Source organism: Arthrobacter sp. 'calajunan', from assembly GCF_046940185.1.
GTDB classification, from domain to species: domain Bacteria; phylum Actinomycetota; class Actinomycetes; order Actinomycetales; family Micrococcaceae; genus Glutamicibacter; species Glutamicibacter soli.
Genome location: NZ_JBKZDY010000005.1, coordinates 116,907 through 132,222 on the forward strand (window position 1 = coordinate 116,907; position 15,316 = coordinate 132,222).

The window sequence follows — 15,316 nt, forward strand, 5'->3', positions numbered from 1 at the left end:
TGGCTCCCTGCGGTTCGCGGCAAGGCCATCCCCATCAACAGCTGGTGCGGACGAGTCGCCGTCCCCACTGCCTCACCGGACCGGCAAGCACAGCCCCCGGTTCCAGCTCCTGATGAGGCAAATAACTTCACCTCAGCGGACTTTTTCACAGACTAGCAGTCGGCGAGTGGAATCTACCGGTCATCGGCCACGTCGATCCGCGGCATCGGTGGCTCTGTCCGCGAGGGTCGAGACGAGGCTGTCCGTGCGTTCGACGCTCTGCGGCGCGTCATCAGGCCTGGCTGCGTCGTACGTCCATGCCTGATTCGGCGAGCAGCAAGCTTTCCTGGCTCTGCGGCCGGTAGTACTCTGCACGGAATGCCGTGAACTCTTTCAGGTGCGGGGAAACCAGCTCATCCATGGCACGCAGGTAGTCCGGCACGATGTCCCGCGGCAGCCGTAAGCCCATCGTCAGGTGCGGTGTCCAGCGCGGCCCCCTGCCCGCAGGATTCAGTGCGCTGATGCTCCGGGCTGCGATCTCCAACTCGTCGCTGGCCTCCAGCAGCCATGCCACGGTCTGCTTGCGTTTCGTCCCGAACACCACGGCGCCCACCCTGGTGAGCGTGGATGGAATGACCGCTGGCAGGAGCTCCGCTGCGCTGGCGACCACCTCCGGCGCCATGGCGGGGGCGAAGGTGATGGTGATGTGGGGTGTCTGCTGCTGCCGGGGAAAACCCCGCTGTTCCAGCTGCGCAAAGATCTCCCGGATCGACTGCTCTTGTGCCTCGGGCAGGCGCAAAAGGATGTTCTCCGGCGACCGGCTCATCAAGTTCCTCCCCTGCACAGGTGACATGTTCCGGGGCCCAACTTACCAAGCCCGAAAGTTCTCCGGCGATCGCCGCAGTGGATTGCCGGTCACCCTCGCAGTGACGCAGCCACTTCCAATACCCAGCGCTCTTGTGCAGACGTTTCAACAGCCCGGCGGTGGTAATGCTCCCGCACCCAAGCCACGGCATCCTCCGCCGGGATCCCGCTCATCACTGCCAAAACCGACAGGGCTGCCCCGGTACGGCCGAAGCCTGCGCCGCAGGCAATCTCCACCCGCTGTGTTGCAGAACGTTCGCGTGCCTCGCGCAGGGCCGCCACCACCTCATCGGTGGAACCGGGCAGCCGGAAATCCCGCCATCGCACCCATCGGTGCTCGATTACTCCCGCCTGGGGTCGACGACCGGTGAGGTATACGCCGAAGTCCGCGGCAGGCGCCGGGCGCCGCAACGAACGCAGCCCGCGGCCCCTGACCTTCCTGCCATCGGGGAATTCGACGATTCCCCGGCCTGGTTCCCACTGTGCCATGTATCCGCCTCCCGCTTCTTCGTGCAGCGCCAAGAAGCCCAGCTCCCCCGCCTACTCATCATGGCTCAACAGTGGCCTGCCCCTGCGTCGAGCACAAGCACCGGCAATTCACTTGGCGCCGTCGGTGCAGCGCTCTTGCCCACCACCCGTGCAAGAGACTAGCGTGGCCAGCAAGGCCTCACCCGGTCACGCCGACCGCCTCAAGGGCGGTAGCCTCCTTGTGGACGGGCAGCCACGCAATTCCTTCGGGCCTGCATTCGTGAAAATCTGCAGGTCCAGAATGTCGCAGCTGACGCAGTCCAACTTCCATCATCTATCGGCTCTCCGACGACGTGTTCCGCGAATTAGCCGCTACTGGGGCCTTCGATCAACGCCGCCCCGTCTTGACAACGAACTCACGGAAGCATGCGTACAGCCGGAATAAGCATCGTACTTGTGGAACAAAACCGAGGTTGCGATCGATAATCGGCCAGATGTTAAGAAACAGCCCCAGATGTGCGAATACCCCGGATTCCAAAAGGAAACCGTGGCATTCACAGTGTTCAGGAATCAGACGTTGAAGCGGAACTCCACCACATTCCGGCACGTAGCAACGTCTCACCGATCACCACGAGCGGCCGGCTGAATCATCCTTCTTCCGGTATTTATCCAGCAGTTCCGCCGGAAGGTGACAGGAATCCTCGGGACAACGTGCGAGCCGGTCCTGGTGTTCCTCGGCGCTTCGCACATAGTTGGCCAGCGGCAGCACCTCAACGGCGATTCGGCGAGCGTCGTCTCTCGCAGCAATGAAAACTCGAGCCTGATCGAGATGGGCCTGCTTGTTGGAGTAAACACCAGTGCGATACTTCGGACCGAGGTCCGGCCCCTGCTGGTTGACACTGTAGGGATCGATGATCTCGAAGAGGTAGGCCATCAGCTGCCCGACACCCATAACCGACGGATCAAATCGTGTGCGCACGCATTCTGCGTACCCGTCGTAGTCGCTGTCGATACACTCGCTGGTTCCGTTGGCCCTTCCGGCCTCGGTGAACGTCACCCCGGGCAGTGTCGCGATGAAGGCTTGCACGCCCCAGAGGCAGCCGCCTGCCAAATAAATCTCTTCAACTACTTGCTCGGCTTCCATGTACCGATACTACTGCTACCTGCGCGGCGATCGTTCTGAGGGGAAAGGAACAACCCGAATACAACGGCTGTCCCGAGTCCAGGAGAGGTTGCCACGGGCTACCCGATACACGCAACAACAGATACGGCCCGCTTGAGCTGACCCCTACGCATCTCTAGACTTCCGTCCGAAGCCGGAGTTGCCACGCCGTTTCGTTTGCGCCGAACTTGGCCTCAGATTTAACTCGGCCGATTCGCCAGCAATGGGGTCGAGGTTTTACTGGGTCGCGATCCACCAAATGGCGCCCGAAGGGTCCATCACCCCGCCGCGCAGGTCGTCGTCCTGGTTCTTGCGGGCAGGCGCTTGGACGGCGGTCGCTCCCGCATCGATTGCCCGCGCAAAGGCGGATTCGGCGTCCCTCACATACAAATGCACATGTGCAGGAGCCGAGTCTGTCTCGGTCGCACCGCCACCAATCATCACAACGCTGTCATCAATCCTGACCTCGGCATGCATCAACGACCCGTCAGGGCGGTCAAAACGGCGCAGCAGGATCCCGTCAAAGGCAGCCTCAAGGAACGCGATTACTTCTTCCGCATTGCAGCAGATCAAATAGGGGCTAACCGACGGGTACGCAACAGGCTTCCATTCGTGCATGCCGTCAGGCTATGCCAAAAACTCAGCGATGTCAGCCCCGATGGCCCGATTCATGCTGCGGCCGAGGCCTACATCGGCATCGTCTTCATGGCCGGCATCTTCCTGGAACGATCTCGGCACATGACTCGTGCGTGACCATCGACTTTGTAGGAGACCTCGTCTCCGATTGGTGGCATACATGCGTACCAGGCGCGGGATGCACCGCACCAGCAAAGACTAGGTGCTGGCTCAGAAGCACGAGCGTTTCGTCTCGCTGTGCTCGTTCAACGATCGAGCAGTTTCACACGCTAAACCGGAACCCCACCGAGTACCGGTACTTAGAACCAACAACGACGTCGCCCTAGTTGGAACCTTCAGAAATCTGCAGGTCCGGAGCACTACACTCTCACCACCGGTGAACTAGATGCCCGTCAGACACATATACGGCAAAGCCGCTCACGCGCCCTTCAACGGAGTGATTGAAGCAATCTGTTCCCCCACGAAACCCTCGGCACAATCAAGTTCATAGTGGCTCTGCAAATAGATTCAAAACTCCGCCGATGTGCCAAAGTACTACTCCAGCCGCAGTTCGGTATTCGCGGTCATGCCCCGCTTGCCGTGCACGATCTAGTTGATCCGCCAAGGGGACGCCGATGAACACGGCGAGCTTGTTCTGAGTGATCCCGAGTTCTTCGATGAAGTCCGCCATAAGACCCTCACCCGGGTGGATTGGGCGATCAGCTCGACCTCGGTGGTAGTCGGTCAATTCGACATCTTCCATGCCTCCATCTCTTCAGACCAGGCATAGCCACCACCGCGCGATCACGCGAACGCAGTACTTCCTGCGACGATTACCGTCCAAAACGCACCAGCGGGTTCCCCGCCACACGATCCGGCCAACACGATTGATTTGATGCTAGACAATAAACACACACCGATCGGCCCATAGACCATACAATCGGTTCGGAGGCCGATCGGGTGTCCCTAATGCGGTGAATCGAAATTTCCACCACGTTACTCCAGATACCAACCTTTGAGGCTAATGCGCTAAAGGCTGACGATTCACGCGCTCTTCATTAGCCAATCGCAGTTGCAGGGCCACGAGTTCGATGATTTCCCAGGGGTCGTTTGTTGCACCCTGACCGTCGTGCTCGAGAACCTCAGCGACGTGTTCCGGTTTCTTAGAACTCGAATACACGAGTACCCGAGTCTTGTCGCCCCACGAACGCAACCCATCGAGGAGTTCATACCCCGCGCGTCTGCTATCAGGTCGCCCCATATCAGTCACGATGACATCGAAGTCGTTATCGGCTATGAGTCGATATGCGTCGTCGGTCGTCGTTACACACACTGATCGAATACCGACCTCTGACAAGGCTGCACGCTCCCACGCGACCGACTCGGGTTCATCATCCACCCACAACACCAGTCCAGAACCAGCTTCACGTAGTTCGCTGTAGAGCCGGGGTATCTTCGTTGGCAGGTTGGATGGGTACTCTTGTGCGCGTGACTTGTACGCTTCCCCGAGTACCTCGATCAAGCGAGCAACCCCTTGATTCGCGCCAGCCGCGCTTGCCGCCGCATCCTCGCTCGTGCTCTCTATGCGCCCCCACAACTTGAGATATCGGCTCTCTTGGAGAGTTCCTTGCTCTTCCTGAAGCGCAAAGATGCGTAGAGACACGTACAGCGCGAGGAAAGTAATCGCAAGTGCGAAGCACGCCAGGGGGTTCACCCCGGCATAGAACCAATCCTGCAGAACGAGAGACACGACAGTACCGACAAAGCACACACGACGCGCTAAATGCGAGGGCACGGCCACATTTCCCGAGCAGGACCCGAGCAGATGCGCTGGCGAGTGATGCACCCTCTTCCACTGTGCCCCTTTGATTGTCGAAACGCGATTAGACGTTGAAGCGGAACTCCACGACGTCGCCGTCCTGCATGATGTAATCCTTGCCTTCGATGCGGGCCTTGCCGGCGGCCTTCGCATTGGCTACCGACCCGGCGGCGACCAGGTCGTCGAAGCCGATGACCTCGGCCTTGATGAAGCCGCGCTGGAAGTCGGCGTGGATCACGCCGGCCGCCTCAGGCGCGGTGGCGCCCTTGCGGACGGTCCACGCGCGGGTTTCCTTCGGACCGGCGGTCAGGTAGGTCTGCAGGCCCAGGGTGTCGAAGCCGACGCGGGCCAGCTTGCCCAGACCGGACTCGACGATGCCGGCGTCTTCCATCATTTCTTCAGCTTCGTCTTCTTCCAGTTCGGCCAGCTCGGCCTCGAACTGGGCGTCCAGGAAGATCGCCTCGGCCGGAGCCACGAGCGCGGAGAGCTTTTCCTGCATCTCGGTGTCGGCCAGACCTGCCTCATCGGTGTTGAACACGTAGATGAACGGCTTGGTGGTCATCAGCTGCATCGGCGCGAGCTCGACGAGGTCCACGCCGTCGGTCTTGCTGGCCGAGTAGAGGGTGCGGCCCTCTTCCAGGATCTTCTGCGCTGCCAGCACTGCGTCCAGGAAGGACTTCTCGATCTTCTTGCTGCGCAGCTCCTTCGCAAGGCGCGGCAGCTGGTTCTCGATGGTCTGCAGGTCGGCCAGGATCAGCTCGGTGGCGATGGTCTCGATGTCCGAAGCCGGGTCCACCTTGCCGTTCACGTGGATCACGTCGTCGTTCACGAACGCGCGGGTGACCTGGCAGATCGCGTCGGCCTCGCGGATGGTGGCGAGGAACTTGTTGCCCAGGCCTTCGCCTTCCGAGGCGCCTTTCACGATGCCGGCGATGTCCACGAAGGACACGGTGGCCGGCAGGATGCGCTCCGAGTTGAAGATCCCGGAGAGGACCTTCAGGCGCGAGTCAGGCAGCGGCACGACACCCACGTTGGGTTCGATGGTCGCGAACGGGTAGTTGGCTGCCAGCACCTGGGCACGGGTCAGCGCGTTGAACATGGTGGACTTGCCGACGTTGGGCAGTCCGACGATTCCGATAGTAAGAGCCACGGGAGGAAATTCTACCTTTTACTAGTATTGTGCGCCCAGTTCTGTGCGGGCGCGTGAAATTTGCGGGGGCTAGCGGGACTCGGGACGGTGGCCGCGCCCGCCCAGGGCGCGCTCCTCGTCGCCGGATTCCTTCAGCTTGCTGCGGATCTCCTTGGGCAGCGAGAAGATGATGTCCTCTTCAGCCGTGGTGACCTCGGCGACGTCGTTGAAGCCGTACTCGGCCAGCAGCGAGACGACCTCGCGCACCAGCACCTCGGGCACCGAGGCGCCGGAGGTGACGCCCACGGTGGAGACGCCTTCGAACCAGGTCTCGTCGACCTCGTTGGCGAAGTCCACGCGGTAGGCGGCCTTGGCGCCGTGATCCAGTGCGACCTCGACCAGGCGCACCGAGTTGGAGGAGTTCGCCGAACCCACGACGATCACCAGGTCCGCCTGCGGGGCGATGTTCTTGATGGCCGCCTGGCGGTTGGTGGTAGCGTAGCAGATGTCGTCGCTGGGCGGATCCTGCAGGTTCGGGAAGCGCTTGCGCAGACGGCGCACGATCTCCATGGTCTCGTCCACGCTCAGGGTGGTCTGCGAGAGCCAGATCAGCTTGTCAGGGTCCTTGACCTGGACGGTGTCGGCTTCCTCCGGGTTGTTCACGATGGTCGTGACCTCGGGGGCCTCGCCGTAGGTGCCTTCGACCTCCTCATGGCCCTCGTGGCCGATGAGCAGGATCTCGTAGTCGTTCTTGGCGAAGCGCACTGCCTCGCGGTGCACCTTGGTCACCAGCGGGCAGGTGGCGTCGATGGTCTGCAGGCCGCGCTCCGCGGCCGACTGCACCACTGCCGGGGAGACGCCGTGGGCGGAGAACACCACCAGCGCGCCCTCAGGCACCTCGTCGTTCTCCTCCACGAAGATCGCCCCGCGGGATTCCAGCTCGGAGACCACGTGGACGTTGTGCACGATCTGCTTGCGCACGTATACCGGCGGGCCGTAGTGCTCCAGCGCCTTCTCCACCGCCACCACCGCGCGGTCCACGCCGGCGCAGTATCCGCGCGGAGCGGCCAGCAGCACCTTGCGCTCGGTCACCAGCGGGGACGCCGCCAGGATCTCCTGGGGAGAACGGCGGGTGCGCGGAATACGGGGAACCGGCAGGGATACCGGGACAGAAGTGGAAGTAGCCATGCCTCTAGTCTACGAAGTCGGCGCAAGTTAGCGCATGCTCATATGAGCCGAACCACCCTGCCGGGGCTGTGAGTTCCGCCTCTGCCTGCGATACTGCGGTGTCTGCGCGGCCGCCGGCCGGGGCAAATCCGCGCAGATGTCGGGCCGGTGGTGTAGCGTCGAATGCGCGCCACAGGTGCGCCACACCGCAAAAGGAGCCGTGAGCAGATGCAGTCATCGCCGCCAGCCGGCGCGCCGACCGGCGTGCCCGCTACCGCTGCGCAGACGAGCCCGGAAAACCCGTGGCCGCTGCGGGTGCTGTCGGAAAAGCTGAAGATCCACATCGAGAATTCCCCCTACACCTGGGTGGAGGGGCAGCTGCTGGAGGCGAACGTGCGCAATGGCCACGCCTACCTGACGCTGCGCGACGTCGACGTGGACAACTCGTTCTCCGTGACCGTCTGGTCCTCGGTGATGCGCCAGCTGGAAACCACCCCGACCGTGGGCTCCCGCGTGGTCGCCCGGGTCAAGCCCAGCCTGTACACCAAGACCGGCCGGTTGTCGCTGAACGCCACCGACCTGCGCCCCGTGGGCCTGGGCGAGCTGCTGGTGCGCCTTGAACGGCTGCGCCAGGCGCTGGGCGCCGAAGGACTGTTCGACCCGTCCCGCAAGCGCCGGCTGCCGGTGCTGCCCGGACGCATCGGGCTGATCACCGGGCGCGACTCGGACGCTGAAAAGGACGTGGTGCGCAACGCGACGCTGCGCTGGCCTGCCGTGCAGTTCTCCGTTATCAACACCGCGGTGCAGGGCGTGGACGCGGTCCCGCAGGTCATCGCCGCGCTGCAGAAGCTGGATACGGACCCGCAGATCGACGTCATCGTGATCGCCCGAGGCGGCGGCGCGCTGGAGGACCTGCTGCCGTTCTCCAACGAGGACCTGGTCCGCGCGGTGGCAGCCGCCTCCACCCCGGTGGTCTCCGCGATCGGCCACGAGGCCGACCGGCCGATCCTGGACGACGTCGCCGACCTGCGAGCCTCCACCCCTACGGATGCAGCCAAGCGCATCGTGCCGGATCTGAACGAGGAATTCGCCGGGCTCGACGCCGCCCGCCAGCGCCTTGAGCGCTCCATCGATTCAATGCTGCAGCGCGAGGCCCAGCTGGTCTCCTCGCTGCGCGCCCGCCCGGTGCTGGCCAGCCCGCAGGTCATGGTCGAATCGCGCGCCGAGGACCTGCAGCGCTGGGTGCAGCGCTCCACCGCGCTGATCGGCCACCGGGTGCAGCGTGCCCAGGACGAGGTCGCCCACCTGCGCGCCCAGATCCGGGCCCTGTCCCCGCAGCAGACCCTTGACCGGGGCTATTCGGTCACCCAGACGGCCGACGGCAGCGTGCTGCGCGATGCCTCGACCGCCAACCCGCAGGACCTGCTGCGCATCAGGGTCGCCGCAGGCCAGCTCACCGCCACCGTCCAGGACATCTTCCCCGCCGCCGAGGCGGCCCACTAGTTTGGAGTACAATCACATGAACGAGCAGATTCCGACCGACATCGCCGCGCTGTCCTACGAGAAGGCCCGCGACGAGCTGATCGCCGTGGTCAACCAGCTGGAGACCGGCGGCGCGCCGCTGGAGGCCTCGCTGGCCCTGTGGGAGCGCGGCGAAGCGCTGGCCGCCCACTGCGAGAACTGGCTCAACGGCGTCTCGCAGCGCCTGGAGGCAGCCCGCGCCCGCCATCTGGAGAACACCGAGGACTAGTTCGGCGCACGCCGGGCTCGGACGCTTCGAACCGGGCAAGTCATCAGCGAAAGCACACGGCCTGCGCACCATGCGACGCCGTCCAGCAGTTCCACGTTGGCGGTGGGATATCTTGGGTGGGTGCAATTCACAATGCTTGAGGCCTACGCTGCTTCCGTATCGGCGCCCATCGCGGTAATTCCCGAAGCGCAGAACAGCGACTACGAGTCCGGCCTCGCCCAGATCGACGGCGAAGCATGGCATATTCGTACGGCGCGCAACACTCCGACAAAGGCTGGCGCTTTCGTCGCATTCGGGCGACGGGCCGTTGACGGGACGACCGAACCATTCCGCGACGACGACACGGCCGCAGGCCTGCTCGTCTTCGTGGAGCAGCAGGGGCGACGCGGCGTATTCCGGTTCACCGGTGCGCATCTGTCCGAACTGAAAATCACCTCGGGCAGATGGCCAGGCAAACGCGGGTTCCGGGTCTATCCAAGCTGGTGCAAGGTCTTGAACGGCCAGGCGACAGCCGCGCAGCGGGCCCAGGCCTGCGCGTTCCACGAATTCTGAGCCCGGGCACCGCAAGCTGTGCAGGCCGAGCTCTGGGGAGCGCCATGGGAAAGCCGGATCAGCGTGTCGCGTCCAGCCGGGCCTTTTCCGCGGCGACGTCGAACTTCGCCGGCGGCCACTGCGGGTCGATGCGCCGCAGCACCTGCAGCAGCAGCTCGGCCACGCACAGCCGCGCACGCCACTTCTGGTCGGCAGGGATGACGAACCACGGGGCGGCGGCGCTGTCGGTGCGGTTGATCGCCACCTGGTAGGCCTGCTGGTAGTCGTCCCAGCGCAACCGGTCTTCCACGTCGCCGACCGCATATTTCCAGAACTTGTCCGGGCGTTGAAGCCGCTCCGAGAGCCGCTGGTACTGCTCGTCGCGGCTGATGTGCAGCATCACCTTGATCGGGTGGATGCTCAGCTCCCCCAGCCGCTTCTCGAACGCGGTGATCTTCGCATAGCGCTTCTCCACCTGCTCGGCGGTGCTCAGCTGCTGCACTCGGTGGATCAGCACGTCCTCGTAGTGCGAGCGGTCGAAAACGCCGATGATGCCCCGGCGCGGCAACCGCTTCTCCACGCGCCACAAGAAGTCGTGCGCCAATTCCTCCGGGGTCGGGGTCTTGAACGCGAAATGGTCGACGCCCTGCGGGTCCAGCAGGCCCACCACATGGCGTACGATCCCGCCCTTGCCGGAAGTGTCCATTCCCTGCAGGATGAGCAGCACCGAGTCCTCGGACTCCTGCTGCAGCGCGGAGGCGAACAGCCGCTCCTGCAGCGAGGACAGCTCCTCGCCCAGCTCCTTCATCCGCTGCGCGGCTTCCTTCTTGTCCTGCGGGGCATCCGCCGGCCACCAGTCCGGGTCTCCGGTCGCTCGTTGGGACAAATCCAGGCCGGGTTCGACGCGCAGCGCGCTGATCAAGTTATCCGGGTAGGCCATCATTGAGCACCTCCTAGATTTCATGTCATTCACGAATTTCTAAATTTGAGCCAACATTACTTGCAATCCTCTTCGGGCAGGAGGCGATTCACCTAATTGCAATACGGTGTGTCTCCGCGGCATTCCGAGCTCATACCACCTCGTCCAGAGCTAAATGATGTCGCTTAGACTCGGTTCGTCACCGCTGCAAACCGCCCGCATGAAATTTTCGATGGCCACGGCCCGGCACTCCAAGAAACGGTCGAAGTCGTGCCTAACTGCCGCGAAAAGTTCTTCGCTCGACCCGAATTCATACGGTCCAGCGTCTTTTAAAGCCTGATACGGGACAAGGTGTGTTCGCAAGCGCCGTTCGATGTCCTGCTCGTTGGGTGCACGTTGTGCTCGCTCTTCCAGGTACTTGATGGGGTCGCTACGGCCTATGGTGCGATTAGTTTTCCAGGTAATCAACGCGCAATTGAGCGCCAGCATCGATTCGATGCGGGCATCCTTCAGGAGCTTGTCCGGAAAAATATGGTGGTACTCGCGGGACGAGATGTTCTCATCGTTCAGCTTGGTATCATCGGCGAAATCTCTAGCGCCAAAATATGTAGACGCCGCAAGAATCGCCCTAGAGAGAGAACGTTTCGCCTTTGGCCATCCAGCACTCTTGAGATCTTTGCGGCTCGGCAAGGAGTACCATTCATCATCAAGAATTGGCACGGCCGACGATGAGCTTACCTCATCCATAACATCCTTGAGTGCCCTGTAGTCAACGAATGCACGGGTCGCAGCTGCCGAATCGTATCGGCTGGTGAAGAATGAACGCCAGAGATATTGGCGCATCAACTTGTCGACTGCAGCTCGCTCGTCGCCGTTTTCGGGTTCATTCGCTATCAATGCTGCAACAACAGGAATTGGGATAGCGGTAGGAAGCCTCTCGCCGTCAAGAATGCGAAGCGACTTAACGAGTTGGATCGACCGGACAAGTCCGCGGGACATGACATCCCAGTTCTCAACGAACACTTCGTGATTCATCTCGAAGAAGCCTCGCTGGCCTGGAATCTTGTTCTGGAGAAGCGCCGACGTTTGAAGGACTGCACTTTCCATGTTGAAGTATTTCTTCAAGTATGGATGCCGGCGCTCAAGCTCGTCTTCCATCTCTTTCAGACGCCTGCCCGTTATGCTTTCTAGCTCTGCTACGAATATGTCATGAGCCTTAAGCGGTTTGGCGTTGGTGTTCATCTTGACGAATACATCAAGTGCAGTCGATTTGCTGGTTTGTGCAGGAAGTGACAGGTAAGGGAGATTGAAGTGCTTGAGAGTTTCGCGTTTCTCTGAAATTAGGGTTTTGGCCCGGCTTCGGTATTCGCTCGCCCTCATGAATGCAGCTTTGAATTCAGCCAGCTCCACTATGTCGGCACCAGGTTCGAGTACTTTGGTGGCTTCGCTCAGCCAATCGTCTAATCTGTCGAAAGTAGGATCGAGAAGTCGAACTGGGACCATTCCCCGGCTCAGGCATTCCGACGGCGAATCAACCCACATCGGGAATTTCGTACCAGAGGCATTGGTCCATCGGGCTACCTTGCGAACGGCAACATCATGGTCGTCGTTGCCAGGGTTTTGGTCGAGAACTGGGAAATGAACGAAGTATGTAATTTGTGGATCGTTGTCACGAAGCGCGCGATATAGAGCTGTCAGCCGCTGCTGTCCATCCAACAGGTGCTCGGTGACTTGTTCGCTTGTTTCTGGAGCAGATTCCAGGGACCGGGAGATGAACTGTTCCTTGTCTCCCACATTGAGGACCAGCGCAATTCCGAGCGGCAAGTCATCAATGATGGTGTCGAGCAAGGATACAACTCGATTTGAATCCCACGCGACTCCCCGCTGAAAGCGCGGCAATCGCAGTTGACCGGAATCGACGCGGGCCAACCAGTCTTGAACTTTGCGATTCTGTGCTTCGCTTCCGGTCCCCATGCCATACCACCTGTTCAAACACCATCTGAAAACTATTTGAGTGCCAGCATAAGCAAAACGCCGGTGCAGGCCAATGATTTTTGGCTTGCACCGACGTGTTGTCGAGAGATAGTTATGCGCGGGCGCGCCAGTCCTCAAGGAAAGTACCGATGCGGCCGACCGCATCGGTCAGGTCGCGCACGTTCGGAAGCGTGACCAGGCGGAAGTGGTCAGGGCGCACCCAGTTGAACGCGGTGCCCTGGGAGATCAGGATCTTCTGCGCCTTGAGCAGCTCCAGAGCGAACTTCTCGTCGTCGTGGATCGGGTAGACCTCGGGATCCAGCTTCGGGAACATGTACAGCGCACCCTTGGCCTTCTGCACGCTCACGCCGGGGATGGCGGTGAGCAGGTTGTAGGCCGCGTCGCGCTGTTCCAGCAGGCGGCCGCCGGGCAGGATCAGGTCGTTGATCGACTGGTAGCCGCCCAGCGCGGTCTGGATCGCATGCTGCGCCGGCACATTGGCGCACAGGCGCATGTTGGTCAGCAGGTTGATGCCCTCGATGTAGTCCGCTGCCAGGTGGCGCGGACCGGAAATGGCCATCCAGCCGGCGCGGAAGCCGCAGACCCGGTAGGCCTTGGACAGCCCGGAGAAGGTGATGACCAGCACGTCGTCGGCCAGGCCGGCGGTGTTGATGTGCTCGGCGTCGTCGTAGAGGATCTTCTCGTAGATCTCGTCGGAGAAGACGATCAGATCGTGCTTGCGGGCCAGTTCCAGGATCCCCTCCAGGGTCTCCTTCGGGTAGACGGCGCCGGTAGGGTTGTTCGGGTTGATGATCACGATGCCCTTGGTGCGGTCGGTGATCTTCGCTTCCATGTCCTCCAGGTCCGGAAGCCAGCCCTCCTCCTCCACGTTGAGGTAGTGCACCGGGGTGCCGCCGGCCAGCGAGACCGAGGCGGTCCACAGCGGGTAGTCGGGAGCCGGGATCAGCACCTCGTCGCCGTTGTTCAGCAGCGCGTTCAGGCTCAGGGTGATCAGCTCGGAGACGCCGTTGCCCAGGTAGATGTCGTCCACGCCGATGGTCTGGATGCCGCGGGTCTGGTAGTACTGCGAGACCGCGGTCCGGGCGGAGAGGATGCCGCGCGAGTCGGAGTAGCCCTGGGCGTTGGGCAGGTTGCGAATCATGTCGACGAGCACCGCGTCGGGCGCCTCAAAGCCGAACGGCGCGGGATTGCCGATGTTCAGCTTCAGGATGCGGTGGCCCTCGGCCTCCATGCGGGTGGCGTGCTCCAGCAGCGGCCCGCGGATGTCGTAGAGGACGTTGTGCAGTTTCGTCGATTGTTTGAATTCGGCCATGGGTACACTTTCTCACGTCAGGCGCGCGCGGCGCGCCTTGTTACTCAACCGTTGCACCCGGCCGGGATCATCGGCCGGGTGACGGGCTGCTAGTTGTCGATGATCCAGCGCCAGCGCTGCGCGGCGTCGTCGGGCGCTATCGCATCGGGGCCGGAGACCATCCGGTTCAGGCCGACCAGGGCCTGCTGGTTCACTTGGCGGGTGACCTGGTTCAGGCCGTCGACCGCGTCCTGGTCCACCGCCTCGCCGGCCAGCGCCAGGTAGGGTGCGGCGTCGAAGAGCTTGGCGCTGCCGTCGACCATGGTGAACGCCTCGTCCCCGATCACCGCGTCGTGCTGCTGCAGCACCACCACGCGGGACACCGCGGCGCGCAGCTCGTCGTGCAAGGTGGCGGCGTCGACGGTGCGGAACACCGGCTTGGCGCAACCTGCATCTTCCAGCGCGTTCTCCAGCCCGGCGGTGGGCGCCGCGGCGGAGATGAAGGTCAGCTCGCTGCAGGCGGCGGCCAGCGAAGCCACCGAGGTGACGGAGTATTCGGTCGCCTCCGCGCCGGAAAGCACCATCACCGCTCCTGCATCGCCCTGTGTCAGCGGCAACGCGGTGAATCCCAGCTCGGCGTCGTTGAGCAGCCCCACGAGCTTCTTGGCCTCGTCGCCGGCCAGCAGCTGGTCCTCGCCGCGCGGGTCCTGCTCCGCCGGGAGCAGCCCGATAGCCTCAGGGGCGGTGTCGATCGCGATGTCCGCTGCACCCTCGGCCAGTTGGCGGTAGGGATCTTGCGAGGGCTTGGTGAAACTGATGGCGTAGCCCAGCTGCTCCAGCGCGTCGCCGTAGACGTGGGCCAGCGCCTGCCCGGTGGGATCCTCGGTCGGCGCGATGCGCAGTGTGACATCGCGGCTGGGCTCGGTTCCAGCATCCTGCGGAGGGGTGGTGCAGCCGGCCAGCGGCAGGGCCAGGGCGCAGGCGGCCAGGGCCAGCGTGCGGGCGGGGGTGGCGTGTGGGAACTTCATGTCCCTACCGATTTTAGGCCAGCACGGCCCGGATCAGCGGTTGCGCGCGCCGGGATCGGTCATCCGCAGCATCACATCCACCCTTTCGATCCTGTTCAGCTGGCGAATTTCCTCGCGGGTGAACCAGCCGGCCTGGCTGGTGGAGCCGTTCTGCTCGGCGCGCAGCTCCCCGCCGGCCAGCTGCGCGGTGTAGGTGACCGCGACGGTCTGCATGGGGTGGCCCTCCCCCGAGTAGCGCTTGGCACCGGGGATGATGCCGGTGGTGACGTCCAGCAGCGCCAGGGTGTCGACGTGGTAGCCGGTTTCCTCGAAGACCTCGCGGATCACGCCCTCCGACGTCTGCTCGCCCAGGTCGATGCCGCCGCCGGGCAGCGTCCAGCGCGGGATGAAGCGCGGATCGCGGTGGCGCATGTCCCACAAGGTCAGCAGCACCTTTCCGTCGTTCTCCACCAGCGCGTAGGCGGCCAATCGGGTGTCGTACAGTTCTCCGGTCTGCTCGGATGCTCGTGTCATGACACTAATATATCCGCCGGTGCCGGACGTTCCGGACAGCTGAGCCGCGGCCCGGCGGAGGCACGGCACGCACCTGGCTCATCGAA

15 protein-coding genes and 1 pseudogene are annotated in these 15,316 nt (G+C 62.8%); 3 read left to right on the plus strand and 13 right to left on the minus strand.

Going from position 1 to position 15,316, the window contains the following annotated elements; all coding sequences use genetic code 11:
- Positions 1-271: 271 nt before the first annotated feature.
- From RF641_RS09680 to RF641_RS09715, 8 genes and pseudogenes are all read right to left on the minus strand, one after another.
- On the minus strand, positions 272-805 hold the full coding sequence (locus RF641_RS09680) for a 2'-5' RNA ligase family protein (protein WP_188948848.1): 534 nt from the start codon (positions 803-805) through the stop codon (positions 272-274).
- An 89-nt stretch (positions 806-894) separates the two neighbouring features.
- Complete coding sequence (locus RF641_RS09685; protein ID WP_424573074.1) at positions 895-1,365, minus strand: protein-tyrosine phosphatase family protein; 471 nt, start codon at positions 1,363-1,365, stop codon at positions 895-897.
- Positions 1,366-1,936: 571 nt separating this feature from the next.
- Positions 1,937-2,455, minus strand: a complete 519-nt coding sequence (locus tag RF641_RS09690) for a peptide-methionine (S)-S-oxide reductase (protein ID WP_204675137.1) — start codon at positions 2,453-2,455, stop codon at positions 1,937-1,939.
- Between the two features lie 255 nt (positions 2,456-2,710).
- The gene (locus RF641_RS09695; protein WP_120989164.1) at positions 2,711-3,091 is read right to left on the minus strand and encodes a VOC family protein; all 381 of its coding nucleotides are present in this window, start codon (positions 3,089-3,091) and stop codon (positions 2,711-2,713) included.
- Between the two features lie 435 nt (positions 3,092-3,526).
- Positions 3,527-3,779: pseudogene (locus tag RF641_RS09700) on the minus strand (HigA family addiction module antitoxin).
- A gap of 330 nt (positions 3,780-4,109) precedes the next feature.
- Positions 4,110-4,838: a response regulator gene (locus tag RF641_RS09705; RefSeq protein ID WP_183043084.1), complete on the minus strand. Its 729-nt coding sequence runs from the start codon at positions 4,836-4,838 to the stop codon at positions 4,110-4,112.
- A 133-nt stretch (positions 4,839-4,971) separates the two neighbouring features.
- Positions 4,972-6,057 carry a redox-regulated ATPase YchF gene (gene ychF, locus RF641_RS09710; protein WP_424573075.1) on the minus strand — a complete coding sequence of 362 codons (1,086 nt, stop codon included), beginning with the start codon at positions 6,055-6,057 and terminating at the stop codon, positions 4,972-4,974.
- Positions 6,058-6,126: 69 nt separating this feature from the next.
- Entirely contained in the window at positions 6,127-7,224 is a 1,098-nt protein-coding gene (locus RF641_RS09715) for a 4-hydroxy-3-methylbut-2-enyl diphosphate reductase (RefSeq protein ID WP_047119610.1), read from the minus strand.
- Positions 7,225-7,431: 207 nt separating this feature from the next.
- Here RF641_RS09715 and xseA point away from each other — a divergent pair, with 207 nt between their 5' ends.
- The 3 genes from xseA to RF641_RS09730 all read left to right on the plus strand — a co-directional run bounded on the left by xseA (position 7,432) and on the right by RF641_RS09730 (position 9,505).
- Positions 7,432-8,706: an exodeoxyribonuclease VII large subunit gene (gene xseA / locus RF641_RS09720; protein WP_424573076.1), complete on the plus strand. Its 1,275-nt coding sequence runs from the start codon at positions 7,432-7,434 to the stop codon at positions 8,704-8,706.
- 16 nt (positions 8,707-8,722) lie between these two features.
- Positions 8,723-8,953, plus strand: coding sequence for an exodeoxyribonuclease VII small subunit (locus RF641_RS09725; protein WP_047119612.1), 231 nt, complete (start codon positions 8,723-8,725; stop codon positions 8,951-8,953).
- A gap of 132 nt (positions 8,954-9,085) precedes the next feature.
- Positions 9,086-9,505, plus strand: coding sequence for a MepB family protein (locus tag RF641_RS09730; RefSeq protein ID WP_424573077.1), 420 nt, complete (start codon positions 9,086-9,088; stop codon positions 9,503-9,505).
- 58 nt (positions 9,506-9,563) lie between these two features.
- Here the strand turns inward: RF641_RS09730 and RF641_RS09735 are convergent, their stop codons facing one another.
- The 5 genes from RF641_RS09735 to RF641_RS09755 all read right to left on the minus strand — a co-directional run bounded on the left by RF641_RS09735 (position 9,564) and on the right by RF641_RS09755 (position 15,230).
- Positions 9,564-10,427, minus strand: coding sequence for a PPK2 family polyphosphate kinase (locus RF641_RS09735; RefSeq protein ID WP_424573078.1), 864 nt, complete (start codon positions 10,425-10,427; stop codon positions 9,564-9,566).
- Between the two features lie 147 nt (positions 10,428-10,574).
- The gene (locus RF641_RS09740) at positions 10,575-12,542 is read right to left on the minus strand and encodes a GmrSD restriction endonuclease domain-containing protein (protein WP_424573079.1); all 1,968 of its coding nucleotides are present in this window, start codon (positions 12,540-12,542) and stop codon (positions 10,575-10,577) included.
- Positions 12,490-13,710: a pyridoxal phosphate-dependent aminotransferase gene (locus RF641_RS09745; protein WP_047119614.1), complete on the minus strand. Its 1,221-nt coding sequence runs from the start codon at positions 13,708-13,710 to the stop codon at positions 12,490-12,492. Before RF641_RS09745 ends, RF641_RS09740 begins: the two co-directional genes overlap by 53 nt.
- Positions 13,711-13,799: 89 nt before the next feature.
- Positions 13,800-14,717: a hypothetical protein gene (locus tag RF641_RS09750; protein WP_424573080.1), complete on the minus strand. Its 918-nt coding sequence runs from the start codon at positions 14,715-14,717 to the stop codon at positions 13,800-13,802.
- Positions 14,718-14,750: 33 nt separating this feature from the next.
- Positions 14,751-15,230, minus strand: a complete 480-nt coding sequence (locus RF641_RS09755) for an NUDIX hydrolase (RefSeq protein ID WP_047119616.1) — start codon at positions 15,228-15,230, stop codon at positions 14,751-14,753.
- Between the last annotated feature and the right edge of the window lie 86 nt (positions 15,231-15,316).

Bases quoted from the DNA above. Each gene is read 5' to 3' on its own strand.
- xseA (WP_424573076.1), top strand. From the start codon at position 7,432: ATGCAGTCATCGCCGCCAGCCGGCGCGCCGACCGGCGTGCCCGCTACC.
- RF641_RS09715 (WP_047119610.1), bottom strand. From the start codon at position 7,224: ATGGCTACTTCCACTTCTGTCCCGGTATCCCTGCCGGTTCCCCGTATT.
- RF641_RS09740 (WP_424573079.1), bottom strand. From the start codon at position 12,542: ATGCGGTCGGCCGCATCGGTACTTTCCTTGAGGACTGGCGCGCCCGCG.
- RF641_RS09695 (WP_120989164.1), bottom strand. From the start codon at position 3,091: ATGCACGAATGGAAGCCTGTTGCGTACCCGTCGGTTAGCCCCTATTTG.
- RF641_RS09690 (WP_204675137.1), bottom strand. From the start codon at position 2,455: ATGGAAGCCGAGCAAGTAGTTGAAGAGATTTATTTGGCAGGCGGCTGC.
- RF641_RS09680 (WP_188948848.1), bottom strand. From the start codon at position 805: ATGAGCCGGTCGCCGGAGAACATCCTTTTGCGCCTGCCCGAGGCACAA.
- RF641_RS09730 (WP_424573077.1), top strand. From the start codon at position 9,086: ATGCTTGAGGCCTACGCTGCTTCCGTATCGGCGCCCATCGCGGTAATT.
- RF641_RS09750 (WP_424573080.1), bottom strand. From the start codon at position 14,717: ATGAAGTTCCCACACGCCACCCCCGCCCGCACGCTGGCCCTGGCCGCC.
- RF641_RS09745 (WP_047119614.1), bottom strand. From the start codon at position 13,710: ATGGCCGAATTCAAACAATCGACGAAACTGCACAACGTCCTCTACGAC.
- RF641_RS09755 (WP_047119616.1), bottom strand. From the start codon at position 15,230: ATGACACGAGCATCCGAGCAGACCGGAGAACTGTACGACACCCGATTG.
- RF641_RS09735 (WP_424573078.1), bottom strand. From the start codon at position 10,427: ATGATGGCCTACCCGGATAACTTGATCAGCGCGCTGCGCGTCGAACCC.
- RF641_RS09725 (WP_047119612.1), top strand. From the start codon at position 8,723: ATGAACGAGCAGATTCCGACCGACATCGCCGCGCTGTCCTACGAGAAG.